A 17,540-nucleotide genomic window follows, 5' to 3' on the forward strand; every position below is an offset into this window, starting at 1 on the left:
CCTCATGACCCAGCAGACCCCCCTCAAGATCGGCGTCGCCGGCGCCGGCGTCATGGGCCGCAACCATGCCCGCGTCCTGTCCGAACTGCGCGACGTCGAGCTGACGACCATCTTCGATCCCGACGCCGTGACGGCCGAGGGCGTGGCCGCCGCCTATGGCGCGACCGCTGTGACCACCGCCCAGGCCTTTGTCGCCGCCGGTCTGGACGCCGCCGTCATCGCCACGCCGAACCGCTTCCATGCCGAACTGGGCGTGGCCCTGCTGAACGCGGGCGTTCATGTGCTGGTCGAGAAGCCCATCGCGGCCACGACCGCCGACGCCCAGGCCATGATCGACGCGGCCAGGGCCAACAACCGCGTCCTGATGGTCGGCCATGTCGAGCGCTTCAACCCGGCGGTGGACACGGTCAAGCGCGCCATCGACGGCGACGAGATCATCTCCATCCAGATCACCCGCGTCGGTCCCTTCCCGCCGCGCATGGGCGAGGTCGGCGTCGTCATCGATCTGGCCGTCCACGACATCGACATCATCCGTCACCTGACAGGCTCGGAAGTCGTCGAGGTCCAGTCGCTGCTGGGCCACGCCCATGCGTCCCGCGAGGATTCGGCCCTCCTGCAGTTCCGCATGGCCAATGACGTGATCGCCCACATCACCACCAACTGGGTCACGCCCTACAAGACCCGCACCCTCCAGGTCGCGACCAAGAACCGCTTCATCGTCGCCGACCTGATCACCCGCCAGGTGACGGAGTATTTCGGCCAGCAGCCCGACGGCTCCTATTCCACCCGGATGCTCAACTCCTGGCCGGCCGAGCCGCTGAAGAAGGAGCACGAGGCCTTCGTCCACGCCATCCGCACCGGCGAGACGGCGGCGGTCTCGGGCGAGGACGGCCTGCGCAATCTGGAAGTCGCCCTGCGCTGCCTGGGCGAAACCTAGGCTTTCCGAGGGTCGCCGGGTCGGAAGATCAGGCGGCAGTGCAGACCGCCCCCGGCGTAGTCCATGCTGGCCGACCCCCGCAGCGTGCCGCGGACGCTGGTGTCGATCAGGCGCGAGCCAAAGCCCGAGCGGGTCGGCGGGGCTACTGGCGGGCCGCCGCGTTCGATCCAGTCCAGGGTGATCCGGCCCTCTTGGTCGGCGGGCGTCCAGATCACGTCAATGCAGCCGGCGGCCTCCTGCGGGCGGCTGAGGGCCCCGTACTTGGCGGCGTTGGTGACCAGTTCGTGCAGGATCAGGCCCATGGACAGCGCCTGTTCCGCCTCCAGGGTCAGGTCCGGTCCCTGCATCCTGAGCCGATCCTCGGCGTAGGGGCGGAACTCCTGAAGCACGAGGTCGCGAAGGCGCGCCCGTTCCCAACCATTGGCGGTCAGCAGGTTGTGCGTATCCGACAGGGCGATCAGCCGGGCTTCGAACAAACGCATGAAGTCCTCCACGCTGGTCGACCGCCGGGCCGTCAGGGCCGCGATCGACTGTATCGTGGCCATGGTGTTCTTGACCCGGTGGTTCAGCTCGTTGATCAACAGGCGCTGGCGGTGCTCGCTGGTGGCCAGGGCTGAAAAGGCCTGGTGACGGTCGGTCACGTCCGTGATGACCCCGGCAAGCTTCATCGGTCGGCCTGACCGCGAGCGGATCAGTCGGCCTCGCACCTGGAGCCATCGTCCGCTGTCCCGCATCTGATATTCAGCGGCGTAGTCGCCCTCGCCCCTGAGGGCTCGCTCCAGGGTCTCTGTTCGCCGCGCCATGTCCTCGGGCTTCAGCTTGCGGGCGAGATCGCGAGCCACGAAGGGTTCGCCGCGCGCCAGGCCGAGGTATTTGCGCGCCCGGCCCGACAGCCAGAGGGTCTGGGCCGGCAAGGTCAGCTCCCAGTAGCCGACACCGCCGGCGTCGATGATGGAGATCAGCTTGTCACGCTGTCCCATCATGGAGGCCGCCAGGGGCAGGAGCAGGATGAGAATGGTCACGGCGGCGACGCCGACGGCCAGGATCAAGGGAGGCGCGCCGGGCGGATCGAACATGGCGGCGGTCTGCGGCGTCACCGCCAGGGCCGCCATGGCCAGGTGGTGCATCCCGGCGACGGCCAGGCCCAGGATCAGGGCCGCCGTCATTCGCCATGGCGCCGAGCGCTCCTGTTGCACCGCGACCAGGGCTGCGATCGAGGCGATCAGCGCGACCGCCGCCGAAAGGGCGACCAGACCGGGCGCATAGCTCAGGCTCGCGGACGTCCTCAGCGCGGCCATGCCGACATAGTGCATGGCGCAGATCCCCACGCCCATGACGAGGCCGGCCAGAAACATGCGGCTGCGATCCGAGCGACCGGCGGCGATGAGGAAGGCGAAGCTGGACCCAGCCGCGGCCAGCAGGAAGGAGACGACCGTCAGAATCGGATCGTAGCGAACCGGCGCCCCGGCATCGAAGCCCAGCATGGCGATGAAGTGCATCGACCAGATGCCGCCGCCCATGGCGAGCCCCGCCGTGGCCAGCCAGGCCAGACGCGCGCCGCCCTGGTGCGCCCGCACGTGCTGGAACAGGTCGAGCGCCGTCCAGGCCGCAAAGACGGCCACGACGAAGGACAGGCCGTCGAAAACGGAAAGCATGTGTAGGTGCACGGTCCAGCCTCCCTAGATCTGACGTGCGCGGCGCTTCATGGCCTAGGGAGCGCTGTTATCCGGGTCTTGTCCAGCGTCAGGAAAGGGGAAGGGGCTCAGGTCTTCACCATCTGCATTCCCAGCCATTCGGCGATCAGGGCCGGCTTGTCGGCGCCCTCGATCTCGACGGTCAGTTCGTGCTTGAGCAGCCAGCGGGTCACGCCGTCCTGCGCGCCCTTGTCCTCGGCGGACAGCAGCCTGAAGCGGCCGCGGACCCTGGACCCGGCCGGGACCGGGGCGAGGAAGCGCAGCTTGTCGAAACCGTAGTTGACGCCCATGACCACGCCCTCCAGCGGGGCGACGGCGTCATAGCTCATGGCCGAGGCCAGGCTGAGGGTCAGGAACCCGTGGGCGATGGTCCCGCCAAAAGGGGTGGCCCGGGCCCGCTCGGGATCGACGTGGATGAACTGCTCGTCCTCGGTGATCCGGGCGAAGGCGTCGATGCGCGCCTGATCGACCGTAATCCAGCGGCTGAGGCCGACCTCCTGGCCGATCAGGGATTGAAGCTCGCTCGGTTTCGTCATGACGCCCTCCCGTTTTGCGCAGCCTTGCGCGCGTTTCAGGCGGGCGCAAGAGGGTGTGGGGTCAGCCCCTGAACCGCCCTTCGATGACCTCGCTGAACAGGCCAGGATCGACGTTGCCGCCGGACAGGACGATGCCGGTGGTCAGGCCCTTGGCTTTGACCTTGCCGGACAGAAGCGCCGCCAGCGACACGGCGCCGCCCGGCTCGATGACCAGCTTCAGCCAGCGGAAGGCGAAACGCATGGCCTCGGCCGCCTCGGCGTCGGTGACGGTCGCGGCGCCCGCCAGACGTCGGTTGATCGGCCAGGTCAGCTCGCCCGGCATGGGCGACATCAGGGCGTCGCAGATCGATGGGGCGCCTTGCGGATGGGCCGTGCGTTCGCCCGCCTCCAGCGAGCGGCGGGTGTCGTCAAAGGCCTCGGGCTCGACCACGATGACGCGGGTGTCGGGGCTCTGTTCGGCCATGACCAGGTTGAGCCCGGCGATCAGCCCGCCGCCTGAGGCGCCGCACAGCAGCTGGTCCATCGGAATGCCCGCCTGCTCCAGCATCTCCAGCCCGACCGTGCCCTGGCCCTCGATGATGAAGGGGTCGTCGAAGGGCGGGACCAGGATGGAGCCGCGCTCGGCCGCGATCTCGGCGCCGATGGCCTCGCGGCTCTCGGTCCAGCGATCATAGAAGCGCACCTCGCCGCCGAAGGCGCGCACGCCCTCGACCTTCACCGTGGGGCTGTCCGACGGCATGACGAGCAGGGCGCGGGTTCCCACGGCCTGGGCGGCGGCGGCCACCCCTTGCGCGTGGTTGCCCGAGGAATAGGCCACGACGCCGCGCGTCTTTTCCTCAGTCGTCAGGCGGCTGATGCGGTTGTAGGCCCCGCGAAACTTGAAGGCGCCGGCGACCTGCAGCGTCTCGGCCTTCATCAGAACGCGACCGCCGACCGCCGCGTTCAGAGCCGGATGCTCGATCAGCGGCGTGCGCACGGCGGCGGGGGCGATCTGGCGGGCGGCGTCGAGGACGCCGGAGAAGGAGGGCGTGTGCATGAGTTTCCTCTTACGCGGGCGCGCAGGCTCTGCATAACTCACATCATGCAAGCGAACATGATCCTCGCCATCGACCAGGGCACCACCTCGACGCGGGCCATCGCCTTCGAGGTGTCGCCGTCCGGTTCGTTCAGCGCCGTCGCCGTCAGCCAGATCGAGTTGGCCCAGCACTTCCCGCGCTCGGGCTGGGTCGAGCATGACGCAGCCGAGATCTGGCGCGCGACCTTGCAGACCTGTCGCGAGGTGGTGCGCAAGGCGGGTGGGGTGGATCGCTTCGCCGCCGTGGGCATCACCAACCAGCGTGAGACCTCGGTGATCTGGGACGCGACGACCGGCGAGCCGCTGCACCGGGCCATCGTCTGGCAGGACCGGCGCACGTCGGACGTGACCACGCGGCTGGCGGCCGAGGGGCATGAGGCGGAGGTGCAGGGCGCGACGGGCCTGATCCTCGACCCCTATTTCTCGGCCTCGAAATACGCCTGGCTGCTGGACGCCGTGCCGGGGGCGCGGGAACGGGCGGCCAAGGGCGAGGTCAAGCTGGGGACCATCGACGCCTGGCTGATCTGGAAGCTGACGGGCGGGCAGAGCCACGTCACCGACGCCACCAACGCCAGCCGCACCAGCCTGATGGACCTGGCGACTCTGCAATGGCGCGAGGACCTGTGCGACCTGTTCAATGTGCCGATGGCGGGGCTGCCCGAGATTCGCGGATGCGCCGATCATCTGGGCGACTGCGACGCCAGCCTGTTCGGGCGGGCCCTGCCCATTCACGGGTCGGCGGGGGACCAGCAGGCGGCCCTGGTCGGACATGGGGCGCTGGCGGCGGGCGACGCCAAGATCACCTATGGGACGGGCGCCTTTCTGGTGGCCAACGTCGGAGAGGCGCCGGTGGCGTCGACCTCGCGGCTGCTGGGGACCCTGGGCTACGCCGCGGATGGTCAGGTCGCCTATGCGCTGGAGGGGTCGATCTTCTCGGCCGGGTCGGCGATCCAGTGGCTGCGCGACGGGCTGAAGGTGATCTCGGACTCGCGTCAGTCCGAAGCCATGGCCCAGACCCTGAAGGACAACGGCGGGGTCTATCTGGTGCCAGGCTTCACCGGCCTGGGCGCGCCCTGGTGGAAGCCCGAGGCGCGCGGCACGGTCATCGGCCTGACCCGTGACAGCGGCCCGGCTCACTTCGTCCGCGCGGCGCTGGAAAGCCTGGCCTTTCAGACCCGCGACCTGCTGGACGCCTTGGCCAAGGACGGGGCGCCGCCGCTGACGCGGCTGAAGGTCGATGGCGGGGTCACCGCCAACGCCTTCGCCATGCAGTTCGTCGCCGACATCTGCGAGGTCGAGGTCGAGCGGCCGGCGTTTCAGGAGATGACGGCCATGGGGGCCGCAAGGCTCGCGGCCTTCGGCGTCGGTCTGACGTCCGAGCTGTGGACCGCCCCGCTAGAGGCGCCCGCCGTCTGGCGCCCGCGCATGGGCGAGGCGGAACGGGCGCGGCTGCTGAAGGGCTGGCGCGGGGCGGTGAAGGCCGCCATCATCGCCGCAGAGTGATCGCACGCACGCCCCAGAGCGTCGGCGGGGGAGACGAGACATGACCGATCAAATGGACGCCCAGTCCGCCTTTTCCGGCACGCGCGAGGTGGACGAACGCTATCGTCTGGACGAGGCGTCGCTGGACGCCTGGCTGTCGGCGAACGTCGAGGGCTACGCCGGGCCGCTGACGCTCCGCCAGTTCAAGGGCGGCCAGTCCAACCCCACCTATGAGCTGACCACCCCGGGCCGGACCTATGTGCTGCGCAGGAAGCCGCCGGGAACCCTGTTGGCCAGCGCCCACGCCGTGGACCGCGAGTTCACCGTCATCTCGGCCCTGCACGCGAAAGGCTTCCCCGTGGCGCGGCCATACGCTCTGTGTACGGACGAAGGGGTCATCGGTTCGATCTTCTATGTCATGGACAAGGTCGAGGGCCGCGTCTTCTGGGACCTGAAGCTGCCGGGTCTGGCTCCCGCCGAGCGCCGCGCCGTCTATGAGGCTCAGACGGATACGCTGGCGGCCCTGCACGCCTTTGATCCCGCCGCCATCGGCCTGTCGGACTACGGCAAGCCGGGCAACTACTTCGCCCGTCAGGTCGGACGCTGGACCAAGCAGTATCGGGCCAGCGAGATCGATGCCGTCCCGGCCATGGACCGGCTGATCGCCTTCCTGCCCGACAGCCTGCCGCCGGAGGGGCCGACGCGGATCGTCCACGGCGATTTCCGCCTCGACAACATGATCCTCGACCCGGTCGAGGCGAAGGTGAGGGCTGTGCTGGACTGGGAGCTGTCGACCCTGGGCGATCCCATGGCCGACTTCTCCTATCTGCTGATCGCCTGGGTCATTCCGGCGTCTTTGCGCAACGGACTGGCGGGGGCGGACCTGAAGGAGCTGGGCGTTCCCTCGGTCGAGGCGACGGTCGAACGCTACGCCGAAAAGACGGGCACGGCGCCGCCGCAGAATCTGGACTGGCTGTTCGCCTACAACCTGTTCCGGCTGGCGGCCATCTGTCAGGGCATCGCCGGCCGGGTGCGCGACGGCACCGCCGCCAGCGCCCACGCCAGGAGCATGGCGGCCCAGGTCGGCCCCCTGTCGGAAGCGGCCTGGAGCTTCGCCCGCAAGGCCGGGGCGTGAAGCTTGGCGGTAATTAAAACAGTTTTTGTTGCGGTTGGATTTGTGAAACGGCGCCTGAACCCCTACCTTCCGGTCTGGAGCATTGATCAAGATGTCTGACAGCCAAAAATTCCCCGTCGCGGCCCACGCCCTGGCCTATCTGGCCCACAAGGGCGCCTATTCGGCTGCGGACGCGGCGCCCAGCGCCGTTCTGGCCGCCTCGGTGCCGACCAATCCGGTGGTGATCCGCCGGGTGACGGCCCTGCTGGCCAAGGCAGGCCTGATCGCCACGCGTCCCGGCGCCTCGGGCGGCTCATGGCTGCTGCGTCAGCCCGACACCATTTGTCTGGACGAGGTGTTGAAGGCGGTGAACGGCTGCGCCCACCTGGGCTCGACCCCCGCCGGGGCCAAGGGCTGTCCTGTGGGTGAACATATTCCCCGTCAGGTGGCCAAGGCCCTGACCGCCGCGGATCAGGCGGCGGGCGAGGCCCTGGCCAAGATCACCATCGCCGACCTGCTGGAGGCCGACCCGGCCTCGCTGCGCGACTTTGCGCCGCACAGCTCCTGCCCCGTCGCCGCCTGACGCACGTCGCTTGGGGGCGCAACGTAGAACCATTCTGATCACGGGGGCCAGCGCCGGTATCGGCGCGGCCTTGGCGCGCGAGTGCGCCCGGCGTGGTCATGACCTGATCCTGACCGCGCGTCGCGAAGGACCCTTGCTGGCCCTGGCCGAGGACCTGACGGCGCAGCATGGCGTCCTGGCCAGCGTGGTCACCGCCGATCTGGCCCAGCCCGGGGCGCCTTCGCGTCTGGTCGAGGCGATCAAGGCGCGCGGTTTGAGCGTCGACGGTCTGATCAATAATGCAGGCTTCAGCCGCACCACGGGCTTTCTGGTTACGGACCCCGCCGACCACGCCGCCATGATCCGCGTCATGCTGACGGCGCCGGTGGAGCTGTCCCGCCTGCTGCTGCCCGACATGGTCGCGCGCGGCTGGGGGCGGGTGCTGAACGTGGCCTCTCTGGCCGGGCAGATGCCCGCGACCGGCGGCGACACCCTGTACGGGCCGATCAAGAGCTTCCTGATCAAGGCGTCGCAGGGGTTGTGGCTGGAAACGCAGGGGACCGGCGTCCACGTCACCGCGCTGTGCCCCGGCTATACCTATACCGAGTTCCACGACGTCAACGGGTCGCGCGAGCAGGTGTCGAGCGCCTATCCCGAATGGATGTGGATGGAGGCCGACCGGGTGGCCCGCATCGGCTGGGACGCGGTCGAGGCCAATCGTCCGCGCGTCACGCCGGGCTTCATGAATAATGTACTGGCGGCCCTGGGCGGGATGCTGCCCGACAGCCTGGCGCTGAAGATGGTCGGCGGCCACGCCAAACGGCTGGACCGGCTTTAGCCACCCGTCATCCCGGAAGCGGCGAAGCCGCTATCCGGGACCGCTCAAGGCTCAGCGGCTAGTGTGTGTGGCGGTCCCGGATAAGCGCTCCGCGCTTTCCGGGATGACGGTTGAGTTCAGTGACCGCCGGCGGGGTAGGGCGCCGTTACGCCGATGCTGAACATGCCCGGGATGGCCTCGCCCAGACCGGCGATGATGAACTGGATGGCCAGGGCGCACAGGATCAGGCCCAGGACCCGCACCACGATGGCCATGCCGACGTCGCCCAGGATACGGCTGATCGGGCCGGTGCAGGCGAAGCAGACGAAGGTGACGACGCAGGCCGCGACCATGGCGGTCAAGGAGGCGGCGGTGCCCGCCGCGCCCAACTTTTGCGCCTCGCCCGCATTGATGATGATGGCCGAAATGGCGCCCGGGCCGATCATCAGCGGGATAGCGAAAGGCACGATCAGGCGTTTGAAGCGACGCTTGGCGTAGCCGCGCACGTCCTTGGCGTCGGTCACGGCGTCGGCGTCGGCGAAGATCTTGAGGAAGTCCTCACGCGCCATGTCGAGGCCGAGCAGCAGCAGCAGGATGCCGCCGGCGATGCGGAAGGCGGCCAGCGAAATGCCGAAGAACTGCAGCAGGCCGAGGCCGGTGAAGAAGAAGAAACCCAGGAAGACGGCGGCGAAACCGCAGATCATGGCCGAGACGGTGATGCGCTGACGCAGCGAGGCCCCGGCGGTGGCGGCGGCGAAGATCGGCACATTGCCAATGGGGTCCAGCAGCGCGAACAGCGCCACGAACAGGTTGACCCCCAGATCGACCGCGTTCATTGCTTCGTCCCGCCCTTAAATCCCGCCGCGCACCCCGCGACCCTTGGTCTCACCTATCGGGGCATCCGCGCGCGCCTGCAACCCGCCGAGAGCCGGAAATGTCGCCAGACCAACCCATTGGCCATCCCAACCGTCCCTTCGATCCGCGCGTTATCTGCGCCCTCGACGTGCCGACGACCGACGAGGCGCGGGCTCTGGTCGAGCGGATCGGCGACGCGGTCGGCTTCTACAAGGTGGGACTGCAGCTGTTCGCCTCTGACGGCATGGGTCTGGCGCGCGAGCTCAAGGCCGCCGGCGCCCAGGTGTTTCTGGACTGGAAGCTGCACGACATCGGCGCGACGGTGGAGAAGGCGACCGCGGTGCTGGCGGGGGCGGGCTGCGACCTGCTGACCGTTCACGCCCGGCCCCAGGTGATGGCGGCGGCGGCGCGGGGAGCGGCCGGTTCGGACCTGAAGATTCTGGGCGTCACCGTCCTGACCAGTCTGACCGAGGATGATCTGAAGGCGGATGATCACAGCCTGTCGGCGGCGGAACTGGTGGAACTGCGGGTGCGTCAGGCGCTGGACGCCGGCGTCCACGGCGTGGTCTCCAGCCCGCATGAGGCGGCCCGGGTGCGCGAGATCGCCCTGGCGGCGGGCCGCGACGACTTCCTGATCGTGACGCCGGGCGTGCGGCCGGCGGGTGCGGCCCTGGACGATCAGGCGCGGGCGGCGACCCCGGCCAGCGCTTTGCAGGCGGGCGCGACCCATCTGGTGGTGGGGCGTCCGATCACAGCCTCGGCTGATCCCCGCGCAGCGGCTCAGGCTATCTCTCGGGAGATCGCGCTCGTCTAACAGCGTGGGTGGAAGCGTCGCCGCACGTCTGGCCGCCTAAGGCTTTGATCCACGTGAAACAATAGGGTTTGCGCGGGTCAGCCTCGCTCGCCTCGCTCCTGCGTATAGGGCCGTTCCGTGCCCGACAGAGGCGGGGGCGGAGGCGGGGGCGGCGGAGCGCTCGGCACGGCGTAGTAACCCTGCTCGAAGTTGACGACCGGCGGGGCTGCCTCGACCCGGGCGGGCTCCATATAGACCTGGGGCCGGGCGACCTCGACCTGGGCCGGAGCGACGCGGACGTCAGCGGGCGCGACATGGACCGGCGGCGGCGAGACGTAGACACGCGCGGGTTCGACATAGACCGGGGCCGGCTGAACATAGACCGGGGGTGATTCTACATAGACAGGAGGCTGTGAGACGTAGACCGGGGGCTGGCTGACATAGACGGGCTCGGGCCGGTAGGCCTGCTGCGGGGCGCACCGACAGCCCGGGTCGTAGCCGCCCTGATAATAGGCCTGCTGATACTGGCCCTGATACTGGCCCTGGCCATAACCGCGCGCCCACGGGTAGCGGCCATATCCATCGACGGTGTAGCCAAACGGCATGGACCGGGTGACGCCGCCATAGGCGTATCCCTGACGGATGGGGACCTGTTGCGGCGCAATCACGACAGGGGGCTGCTGGCCCGCGCCGCCATAGCCGTAACCGTAGCCATAGGCCTCGACCGGGCCATAGCCGCCCTGCCAGCCGGTGTCGCTGTAATAGGTCTGGACCCGGCTGCCCGCCACGGAGCCATACGGAGCATAGCCCTGCTGCGCATAGCCGGAGGCCGCGTTCTGACGGACCAGCTGCTGTTGCGCCTGGGCGGTTCCGGCGACAAGCAGGCTCGATGCGACCGCAATATACAGAACAGCCTTCATGGCCACGCTCCTTGTTTCAGCCGCAAAGGTTAATGCGGTTTGGGCCGAAGCGTTCAATATTCTCCCCTGGCGCGAGCATGAGAGGCTGACTCTACTCAGAAGTCGACGGCCAGACCCTTCTTCTCCCAGTCGCCGTAACGGGTCGGCTCCGGGCCGCGCGGGCCGCCGTGTTCAGTTTCCAGGATGGGCTCCCGAACCGCCTCTTCGCTCGCCTTGCGACGTTCGGCCGCTTCCAGCAGCGCGCGACGCGCAACCGCGCTGAGGGGACGCGCGGGCGTTGCGTGGGGCACGTCGGCGTTGAAGGCGGGCGCCTTCTCGGCGTCGTCGGCGGCGGTCGGGGTGGGCTGTTCGGTCACAGGGGAGCTGCCTTGAGGGCGAGGATACAGGGCCTCACATAGACGTTCAGGCCTTCTTCGCCACCCCTGACGACGCCCGGACCCGATGAACCACCTCAAGACCTTCGCCCTCTTGGCCGCGATGACCGCCCTGTTCATGGGGATCGGCTATCTGATCGGCGGCGCCATGGGCATGATGATCGCGCTTGCCGTGGCGGCGGCGATGAACCTGTTCAGCTACTGGAACGCCGACAAGATCGTGCTGAAGATGTACAAGGCGCAGGTGGTGGACGAGACCCACCCCAACGCCGTGGTCCGCGCCTATGTCGCCGACGTCAAGCAGATGGCGATGGCCGCGGGCCTGCCGCAGCCGGTCATCACCATCATTCCCAATGACCAGCCCAACGCCTTCGCCACCGGGCGTAATCCGCAGAACGCCGCGGTCGCCGCGACCAGCGGCCTGCTGGACATGCTGACGCGCGAAGAGGTGAGGGGGGTGATGGCGCATGAACTGGCCCATGTGAAGAACCGCGACACCCTGACCATGACGGTGACGGCCACGGTGGCCGGGGCCATCGCCATGCTGGCTAATTTCGCCTTCTTCTTCGGCGGCGGCGATGACCGGGAGCGGCCGGGCGGCATGATCGGCGCTATCGCCCTGATGGTGTTGGCCCCGATGGCGGCGGGCCTGGTGCAGATGGCCATCAGCCGCGCGCGTGAATACGAGGCCGACCGGGTCGGGGCCGAGATCGCCAATGATCCCCACGCCTTGGCCTCGGCCCTGCAGAAGATCGAGGCCTATGCGCGCGGCGCGGTGAATGCGCCGGCCGAGCGCAATCCGGCCACCGCCCATATGTTCATCATTAATCCGCTGAACGGGAAGGGGGCGGACAACCTGTTTTCGACCCACCCGGCCACAGGCAATCGCGTGCGCGCCTTGCTGGATCTGGGGACGAGAATGGGCATGAGCCGGCGCCCGGCGACGGCTTCCGTCCCGCCTGCGCCGAAGGCCGGGGCGACCGGCGCCAGCGTGCCCGTCACGCCCCCGGCGTCGCCGCGAGGTCCCTGGGGCTGAGCGGGTCGATGAACTTTGCGCGTGCGAGCGGAAACCGCTAGAGCGCGCGCCATGACCGACAAGTCCGACCTCCCGCCCGCCGACCTGCCCGCCTTCGACAGCGACCGCCCCGAATGGGCCCAGGCCCATGGCCCGCTGCGCTCGTTCGGCCGGATCAAGTCGCGGCCGATCAAGGCGCGTCAGGCGGCCCTGTTCGACACCCTGATGCCCCAGATCGCGGTGCCGGATCCGACCAAGGGGCCGATCGATCCCCTGACCCTGATGCCCGAGGCGAAAGAAGTCTGGCTTGAGATCGGGTTTGGCGGCGGCGAACATCTGGCCGAGCAGGCGACGCGCCACCCGGACGCCCTGATGATCGGCTGCGAGCCCTTTCTCAACGGCGTGGCGTCAGCCCTGCGTCATGTGGAGGAGGGCGGTCTGAAGAACGTCCGCCTGCACGCCGACGACGCCCGCGCGGTGATGACGGCTCTGCCGGCCGCCTCGCTGGACCGGGTGATGATCCTGTTCCCCGATCCCTGGCACAAGGTGCGCCACAACAAGCGGCGGCTGTTGCAGGACGAGACGGCGGTCGAGATCGCCCGCCTGCTGAAGCTCGGCGGCCGGGTGCGCTTCGTCACCGACTGGCTGGACTATGCCGAATGGGCGCTGGAACGGCTGGCGCGCACGCCGGGCCTGACGCGGATCAAGGCTGAGGGCGAAGACTGGTTTGCCGTTCCCGCCGACCACGTCGTCACCCGCTATGAGGAGAAGAAGCTGGGCGACACCACGCCGATCTTCCTCGAGTTCGAACGCACCACGTCCCACATATAGGGAATTTTACGCACTTCCGATTTTCCGTCGCGTTTACCGGCCGTCGTTATCTCCCGTCTCCATAGTCAGGGGATATGACGTGATGCGTAGTTTGACGATCGGCGGGCGGGTGAACCTGCTGTCGGTGCTGGCGGTGGCCGGCCTGCTTCTGGTGACGGGTCTGTCGTTGATGAAGCTCGACGGGGTGCTGCGCCAGGAGATCGCCGAGCGGACGCAGAAGACCGTCGAGGTCGCCCACAGCGTGGCGGCCCACTATCAGGCGCAGGAGCAGTTGGGCGTCATGACGCGCCCCCAGGCCCAGGCGGCCGCCCTGTCGACCCTGCGCGCCCTGCGTTACGGCCAGGACGACTATTTCTGGGTCAACGACATGCAGCCGCGCATGGTCATGCACCCCTTCAGCCCGCAGCTGGAAGGCCAGGACCTGAGCACCAAGACCGACGCCGACGGCGTCTTCATGTTCCGCGAGATGACCGATGTGGCGCGACGCGACGGCGCCGGCTTCGTCCACTATCGCTGGGCCAAGCCGGGTCAGGAAGAGCCCGCCCCCAAGATCTCCTACGTCAAGGCCTTCAAGCCCTGGGGCTGGGTGATCGGCTCGGGCGTCTATACCGACCAGATCGTCGCCGCCGTCGGCGCGGCGGCCCTGGGGCTGGGCGGCATGGCGTTGCTGGTGGCCCTGGCCATGGGCGTGGCGGGCTGGCTGCTGGGGCGCTCGGTCGCCGGGCCGGTGGCGGCTCTGGCCGACCGGATGAAGCGACTGGCCGAGGGCGACAAGGGCTCGGCCATTCCCGGCCTGGCGCGACATGACGAGATCGGCCGCATGGCCGGAGCGCTGGAGGTGTTCCGCGACGCCGCCATCGCCAACGACCGCCTGGAAGTCGAAGCCGTCGCCGCGCGTCAGGCCGCCGACGAGGAGCGTGCGCGCGGCGAGGCTGAAAAGACCCGCATCGCCGAGGAGGATCGCGTAGCCGTCACCGCCCTGGGGCAGGGTCTGCAAGCCATGGCCAACGGCGATCTGACGCATCGCATGACCGCTGAGGTCGCCGCCCGTTCGGAGCAGCTGAAGACCGATTTCAACACCGCCATCGCCCAGTTGGAACAGGCCGTGGCCGTCGTTGTGGACAATGTCACCGCCATTCGTTCCGGCGCCGGCGAGATTTCGCAGGCTTCGGACGACCTGTCGCGTCGCACCGAGCAGCAGGCGGCCTCGCTGGAAGAGACCGCCGCCGCCCTGGACCAGATCACCGCCACGGTGAACAAGACCGCCGACGGCGCGCGTCAGGCCTCCGGAGTGGTGCAGTCCGCACGCGGCGACGCCGAGAAGAGCGGTCAGGTGGTGCGCGACGCCGTCGCCGCCATGAGCCAGATCGAGCAGTCGTCCAACCAGATCGGCGACATCATCGGCGTCATCGACGAGATCGCCTTCCAGACCAACCTCCTGGCCCTGAACGCCGGCGTCGAGGCCGCCCGTGCGGGCGACGCCGGCCGCGGCTTCGCCGTCGTGGCCTCGGAAGTCCGGGCCCTGGCCCAGCGCTCGGCCGAAGCGGCCAAGGAGATCAAGACCCTGATCTCGGCCTCGGGCCAGCAGGTCGGCGCGGGCGTCAGCCTGGTCGGCCAGACGGGCGAGGCCCTGCAGCGCATCGTCAACCGCGTGGCCGAGATCGACAGCCTGGTCTCGGAAATCTCGGCCTCGGCCCAGGAGCAGGCCACCGGTCTGCAACAGGTCAACACCGCCGTGAACCAGATGGACCAGGTCACGCAGCAGAATGCGGCCATGGTCGAGCAATCCACCGCCGCCAGCCATTCGCTGGCCCAGGAGGCCGACACCCTGGCCGCCTCGGTGTCGCGCTTCCGCACCGGCCAGGCCGCCGCCCCGACCCACCGGCCCGCGGCGGCGCCTGCCCGCCAGCCTCAGCCTGTGGCCCAGACCGTCGCTGCGCTGCGCAGCGGCGCCGGCGTCGCACGCAAGCCGGCCCTCGCCCTGGTCTCGGACGGCTGGGAGGAGTTCTGAATCGGACAGGTCGAAAGCGGGGGCTGACACGGCCCCCGCTTTCGCCTATATGACCGCTCACATCGTTAGACCGGCGTCCAACGGCGTCGTTTCAAGCGGCGGCCCGGACGGACCGCCGCTTTTGTTTTCTGGATCCATCCGGCGCCTGCGTGGCGGCCGGACAAAGAGTGAAGCCTTTGCGCGCCAAGACCGCTGAAGACCGCGCCCTGCTGGAGATGATCGACCCCGTGGCCGAGAGCCTGGGGCTGGCCGTCGTGCGCGTGCGCCTGATGGGCGGGACCCTGCGTCGCCGCCTGCAGATCATGGCCGAGCGCGTCATCGACAACGACATCTCGGTCGAGGAATGCGCCCGTCTGTCGCGCGCCGTGTCGGAAGTGTTCGACGCCGCCGACCCGATTTCGGGCGAATATCTGCTGGAGGTGTCGTCGCCCGGCATCGACCGGCCGCTGACCCGCCTGCTGGACTTCCAGCTGTTCGAAGGCTTCGAGGCGCGCCTCGAGACCGACCGGATGGTCGAGGGCCGCAAGCGTTTCAAGGGCCTCCTGGCCGGCGTCGAGGGCGACAATGTCGCCATCGATCTGGACGGTGAAGACGACACGGCCCTGATTCCCTTCGAATGGGTTTCGGACGCCAAGCTGGTTCTGACCGACGAGCTGCTGAAGCGGGGCGCGGCCCTGCGTGCGGCGCGCGGCGAACCCGAAGACGACGGCCTGCCGGAAGGCGAGGCTGAGACTGACGACACGACCAACACTCCGACCTCGACCAAGGACAAAGCCTGATGGCCGTCACCGGTATTTCCGCCAACCGCCTCGAACTGCTCTCCATCGCCGACGCCGTCGCGCGTGAGAAGAATATCGACAAGGAAATCGTCATCGAGGCGATCGAGGAGGCGATCCAGAAGGGCGCCAAGTCGCGTTACGGCGCACACCACGACATCCGCGCCAAGATCGACCACAAGACCGGCGAACTGTCGCTGACCCGCCACGTCACCATCGTGCCGGACGACTGGCAGCCGGAAGACGAGCTGGAGGAGTTCAACGACAGCGCCATGGTGCGCCTGAACGACGCCTCCAAGCGCGACCCGGAAGCTGAGGTCGGCAAGGAGTACGTCGAGACCCTGCCGCCGTTCGAGTTCGGCCGCGTGCAGACGCAGATGGCGCGCCAGGTCGTGACCGGCAAGGTCCGCGAGGCCGAGCGCGCCAACCAGTACGAAGAGTTCAAGGATCGCGTCGGCGAGATCGTCAACGGCACGGTCAAGCGCGTCGAATACGGCAACACCATCGTCGACCTGGGCCGTGGCGAAGGCATCATGCGCCGCGACCAGTCGATCCCGCGCGAAGTGTTCAACGTCGGCGACCGCGTCCGCACCTACATCTACGACGTCCGTCCCGAGGCCAAGGGCCCGCAGGTCATGCTGAGCCGCGCCCACCCGGGCTTCATGGCCAAGCTGTTCGCGCAGGAAGTGCCGGAAGTCTATGACGGCGTGATCGAGATCCGCGCCGCCGCCCGTGACGCCGGTTCGCGCGCCAAGATGGCCGTCCTGTCGAACGACAGCTCGATCGACCCCGTCGGCGCCTGCGTCGGCATGCGCGGCAGCCGCGTTCAGGCGGTCGTCGCCGAACTGCAGGGCGAGAAGATCGACATCATCCAGTGGAACGACGACGAGCCCACCTTCATCGTCAACGCCCTGGCCCCGGCTGAAGTCGCCAAGGTGGTCATGGACGAAGACGCCGACCGCGTCGAAGTCGTGGTGCCCGACGAGCAGCTGTCGCTGGCCATCGGCCGTCGCGGCCAGAACGTGCGTCTGGCCTCGCAGCTGACCGGCTGGCAGATCGACATCATCACCGAGTCGCAGGACTCGGAACGTCGTCAGAAGGAGTTCGCCGAGCGAACCGTCCTGTTCCAGGAAGCCCTGGACGTCGACGAGACCATCGCCCAGCTGCTGGTCACCGAAGGCTTCGCCACGGTCGAGGATCTGGCCTTCGTCGACGCCTATGAAGTCGCGGAGATCGAAGGCTTCGACGAGGACACCGCCGAAGAACTGCAGACCCGCGCCCGCGAGTTCCTGGATCGCAAGGCCGCCGAACTCGACGCCAAGCGCGTGGCCCTGGGCGTCGAGGACGACGTCCTGGCCGTTCCGGGCGTGACCGGCGCCATCGCCGTCGCCCTGGGCGAAGGCGGCGTGAAGACAGTCGAGGATCTGGCTGACCTGGCCACGGATGAAATCCGCGGCGGCTACGAGGTCAAGAACGGCGAGCGGGTGAAGCTGCCGGGCGTGCTGGAAAGCTTCAACCTGTCGCAACAGGACGCCGAGCTGCTGATCCTTCAGGCTCGCGTGGCCGCTGGTTGGATCGACGCCTCGGAACTGCCGCAGGTGGAGGAGCCCGAGCCCGAGTATGAGGAAGAAATCTTCGCCGAAGCCGGTGAAGAGGCCGCCGAATACGAGGTCGAAGCCGTTGATGTCGATGCGGAGGTTCTCGACGAGGACCTCGAGCCGACCCAAGACGCGTGATGGGAGCCGCAG

Annotated in this window: 17 protein-coding genes; 11 read left to right on the forward strand and 6 right to left on the reverse strand. The window is 68.5% G+C overall.

Annotated elements, in window-relative coordinates:
* The first annotated feature begins 4 nt into the window (after positions 1-4).
* Positions 5-937 carry a Gfo/Idh/MocA family oxidoreductase gene (locus ACOZBP_RS07265; protein WP_422675731.1) on the forward strand — a complete coding sequence of 311 codons (933 nt, stop codon included), beginning with the start codon at positions 5-7 and terminating at the stop codon, positions 935-937.
* On the opposite strand, the gene ACOZBP_RS07270 is transcribed toward ACOZBP_RS07265, so the two are convergent.
* From ACOZBP_RS07270 to ACOZBP_RS07280, 3 genes are all read right to left on the reverse strand, one after another.
* Positions 934-2,592 carry an MHYT domain-containing protein gene (locus ACOZBP_RS07270; protein WP_422675732.1) on the reverse strand — a complete coding sequence of 553 codons (1,659 nt, stop codon included), beginning with the start codon at positions 2,590-2,592 and terminating at the stop codon, positions 934-936. The genes ACOZBP_RS07265 and ACOZBP_RS07270 overlap by 4 nt on opposite strands.
* Before the next feature lie 107 nt (positions 2,593-2,699).
* Positions 2,700-3,167, reverse strand: a complete 468-nt coding sequence (locus tag ACOZBP_RS07275; protein ID WP_422675733.1) for a MaoC family dehydratase — start codon at positions 3,165-3,167, stop codon at positions 2,700-2,702.
* Between the two features lie 61 nt (positions 3,168-3,228).
* Positions 3,229-4,203 carry a threonine ammonia-lyase gene (locus ACOZBP_RS07280; RefSeq protein WP_422675734.1) on the reverse strand — a complete coding sequence of 325 codons (975 nt, stop codon included), beginning with the start codon at positions 4,201-4,203 and terminating at the stop codon, positions 3,229-3,231.
* A gap of 45 nt (positions 4,204-4,248) precedes the next feature.
* Here ACOZBP_RS07280 and glpK point away from each other — a divergent pair, with 45 nt between their 5' ends.
* The 4 genes from glpK (at position 4,249) to ACOZBP_RS07300 (ending at position 8,238) form a co-directional block, all read left to right on the forward strand.
* Entirely contained in the window at positions 4,249-5,745 is a 1,497-nt protein-coding gene (glpK, locus tag ACOZBP_RS07285; protein ID WP_422675735.1) for a glycerol kinase GlpK, read from the forward strand.
* A gap of 40 nt (positions 5,746-5,785) precedes the next feature.
* Entirely contained in the window at positions 5,786-6,859 is a 1,074-nt protein-coding gene (locus ACOZBP_RS07290) for a phosphotransferase family protein (RefSeq protein ID WP_422675736.1), read from the forward strand.
* Between the two features lie 91 nt (positions 6,860-6,950).
* Positions 6,951-7,421 (forward strand): Rrf2 family transcriptional regulator, encoded by a 471-nt coding sequence (locus ACOZBP_RS07295; RefSeq protein ID WP_422675737.1) that lies wholly within the window; start codon positions 6,951-6,953, stop codon positions 7,419-7,421.
* Between the two features lie 10 nt (positions 7,422-7,431).
* Positions 7,432-8,238, forward strand: coding sequence for an SDR family NAD(P)-dependent oxidoreductase (locus tag ACOZBP_RS07300; protein ID WP_422675738.1), 807 nt, complete (start codon positions 7,432-7,434; stop codon positions 8,236-8,238).
* Positions 8,239-8,354: 116 nt separating this feature from the next.
* Here the strand turns inward: ACOZBP_RS07300 and ACOZBP_RS07305 are convergent, their stop codons facing one another.
* Positions 8,355-9,053 carry a MarC family protein gene (locus ACOZBP_RS07305; protein ID WP_422675739.1) on the reverse strand — a complete coding sequence of 233 codons (699 nt, stop codon included), beginning with the start codon at positions 9,051-9,053 and terminating at the stop codon, positions 8,355-8,357.
* A 98-nt stretch (positions 9,054-9,151) separates the two neighbouring features.
* Between ACOZBP_RS07305 and pyrF the strand changes: the two genes are divergently transcribed.
* Positions 9,152-9,886 carry an orotidine-5'-phosphate decarboxylase gene (gene pyrF, locus ACOZBP_RS07310; protein ID WP_422675740.1) on the forward strand — a complete coding sequence of 245 codons (735 nt, stop codon included), beginning with the start codon at positions 9,152-9,154 and terminating at the stop codon, positions 9,884-9,886.
* 77 nt (positions 9,887-9,963) lie between these two features.
* Here the strand turns inward: pyrF and ACOZBP_RS07315 are convergent, their stop codons facing one another.
* Together ACOZBP_RS07315 and ACOZBP_RS07320 are read right to left on the reverse strand one after the other, a co-directional pair.
* Positions 9,964-10,785, reverse strand: a complete 822-nt coding sequence (locus ACOZBP_RS07315; RefSeq protein ID WP_422675741.1) for a hypothetical protein — start codon at positions 10,783-10,785, stop codon at positions 9,964-9,966.
* A gap of 95 nt (positions 10,786-10,880) precedes the next feature.
* Complete coding sequence (locus ACOZBP_RS07320) at positions 10,881-11,141, reverse strand: DUF1674 domain-containing protein (RefSeq protein ID WP_422675742.1); 261 nt, start codon at positions 11,139-11,141, stop codon at positions 10,881-10,883.
* A gap of 85 nt (positions 11,142-11,226) precedes the next feature.
* On the opposite strand from ACOZBP_RS07320, the gene htpX reads away from it, so the two are divergent.
* The 5 genes from htpX to nusA all read left to right on the forward strand — a co-directional run bounded on the left by htpX (position 11,227) and on the right by nusA (position 17,528).
* Positions 11,227-12,195 carry a zinc metalloprotease HtpX gene (htpX, locus tag ACOZBP_RS07325; protein WP_422675743.1) on the forward strand — a complete coding sequence of 323 codons (969 nt, stop codon included), beginning with the start codon at positions 11,227-11,229 and terminating at the stop codon, positions 12,193-12,195.
* Between the two features lie 51 nt (positions 12,196-12,246).
* Positions 12,247-13,005 carry a tRNA (guanosine(46)-N7)-methyltransferase TrmB gene (gene trmB, locus ACOZBP_RS07330; RefSeq protein WP_422675744.1) on the forward strand — a complete coding sequence of 253 codons (759 nt, stop codon included), beginning with the start codon at positions 12,247-12,249 and terminating at the stop codon, positions 13,003-13,005.
* 82 nt (positions 13,006-13,087) lie between these two features.
* On the forward strand, positions 13,088-15,016 hold the full coding sequence (locus ACOZBP_RS07335) for a methyl-accepting chemotaxis protein (RefSeq protein WP_422675745.1): 1,929 nt from the start codon (positions 13,088-13,090) through the stop codon (positions 15,014-15,016).
* A 176-nt stretch (positions 15,017-15,192) separates the two neighbouring features.
* Entirely contained in the window at positions 15,193-15,795 is a 603-nt protein-coding gene (gene rimP, locus ACOZBP_RS07340) for a ribosome maturation factor RimP (protein WP_422675746.1), read from the forward strand.
* On the forward strand, positions 15,795-17,528 hold the full coding sequence (gene nusA, locus ACOZBP_RS07345) for a transcription termination factor NusA (protein WP_422675747.1): 1,734 nt from the start codon (positions 15,795-15,797) through the stop codon (positions 17,526-17,528). The genes rimP and nusA overlap by 1 nt, the downstream gene beginning before the upstream one ends.
* Positions 17,529-17,540 lie beyond the last annotated feature (12 nt).

Origin of the sequence: Brevundimonas sp. NPDC058933, assembly GCF_049315965.1 — a bacterium.
Lineage (GTDB): Bacteria > Pseudomonadota > Alphaproteobacteria > Caulobacterales > Caulobacteraceae > Brevundimonas.

Excerpts from the sequence above, each read along its gene's own strand:
- ACOZBP_RS07265 (WP_422675731.1), top strand. The coding sequence starts at position 5 with ATGACCCAGCAGACCCCCCTCAAGATCGGCGTCGCCGGCGCCGGCGTC.
- ACOZBP_RS07270 (WP_422675732.1), bottom strand. The coding sequence starts at position 2,592 with ATGCTTTCCGTTTTCGACGGCCTGTCCTTCGTCGTGGCCGTCTTTGCG.
- ACOZBP_RS07275 (WP_422675733.1), bottom strand. The coding sequence starts at position 3,167 with ATGACGAAACCGAGCGAGCTTCAATCCCTGATCGGCCAGGAGGTCGGC.
- ACOZBP_RS07280 (WP_422675734.1), bottom strand. The coding sequence starts at position 4,203 with ATGCACACGCCCTCCTTCTCCGGCGTCCTCGACGCCGCCCGCCAGATC.
- glpK (WP_422675735.1), top strand. The coding sequence starts at position 4,249 with ATGCAAGCGAACATGATCCTCGCCATCGACCAGGGCACCACCTCGACG.
- ACOZBP_RS07290 (WP_422675736.1), top strand. The coding sequence starts at position 5,786 with ATGACCGATCAAATGGACGCCCAGTCCGCCTTTTCCGGCACGCGCGAG.
- ACOZBP_RS07295 (WP_422675737.1), top strand. The coding sequence starts at position 6,951 with ATGTCTGACAGCCAAAAATTCCCCGTCGCGGCCCACGCCCTGGCCTAT.
- ACOZBP_RS07305 (WP_422675739.1), bottom strand. The coding sequence starts at position 9,053 with ATGAACGCGGTCGATCTGGGGGTCAACCTGTTCGTGGCGCTGTTCGCG.
- pyrF (WP_422675740.1), top strand. The coding sequence starts at position 9,152 with ATGTCGCCAGACCAACCCATTGGCCATCCCAACCGTCCCTTCGATCCG.
- ACOZBP_RS07315 (WP_422675741.1), bottom strand. The coding sequence starts at position 10,785 with ATGAAGGCTGTTCTGTATATTGCGGTCGCATCGAGCCTGCTTGTCGCC.
- htpX (WP_422675743.1), top strand. The coding sequence starts at position 11,227 with ATGAACCACCTCAAGACCTTCGCCCTCTTGGCCGCGATGACCGCCCTG.
- trmB (WP_422675744.1), top strand. The coding sequence starts at position 12,247 with ATGACCGACAAGTCCGACCTCCCGCCCGCCGACCTGCCCGCCTTCGAC.
- ACOZBP_RS07335 (WP_422675745.1), top strand. The coding sequence starts at position 13,088 with ATGCGTAGTTTGACGATCGGCGGGCGGGTGAACCTGCTGTCGGTGCTG.
- nusA (WP_422675747.1), top strand. The coding sequence starts at position 15,795 with ATGGCCGTCACCGGTATTTCCGCCAACCGCCTCGAACTGCTCTCCATC.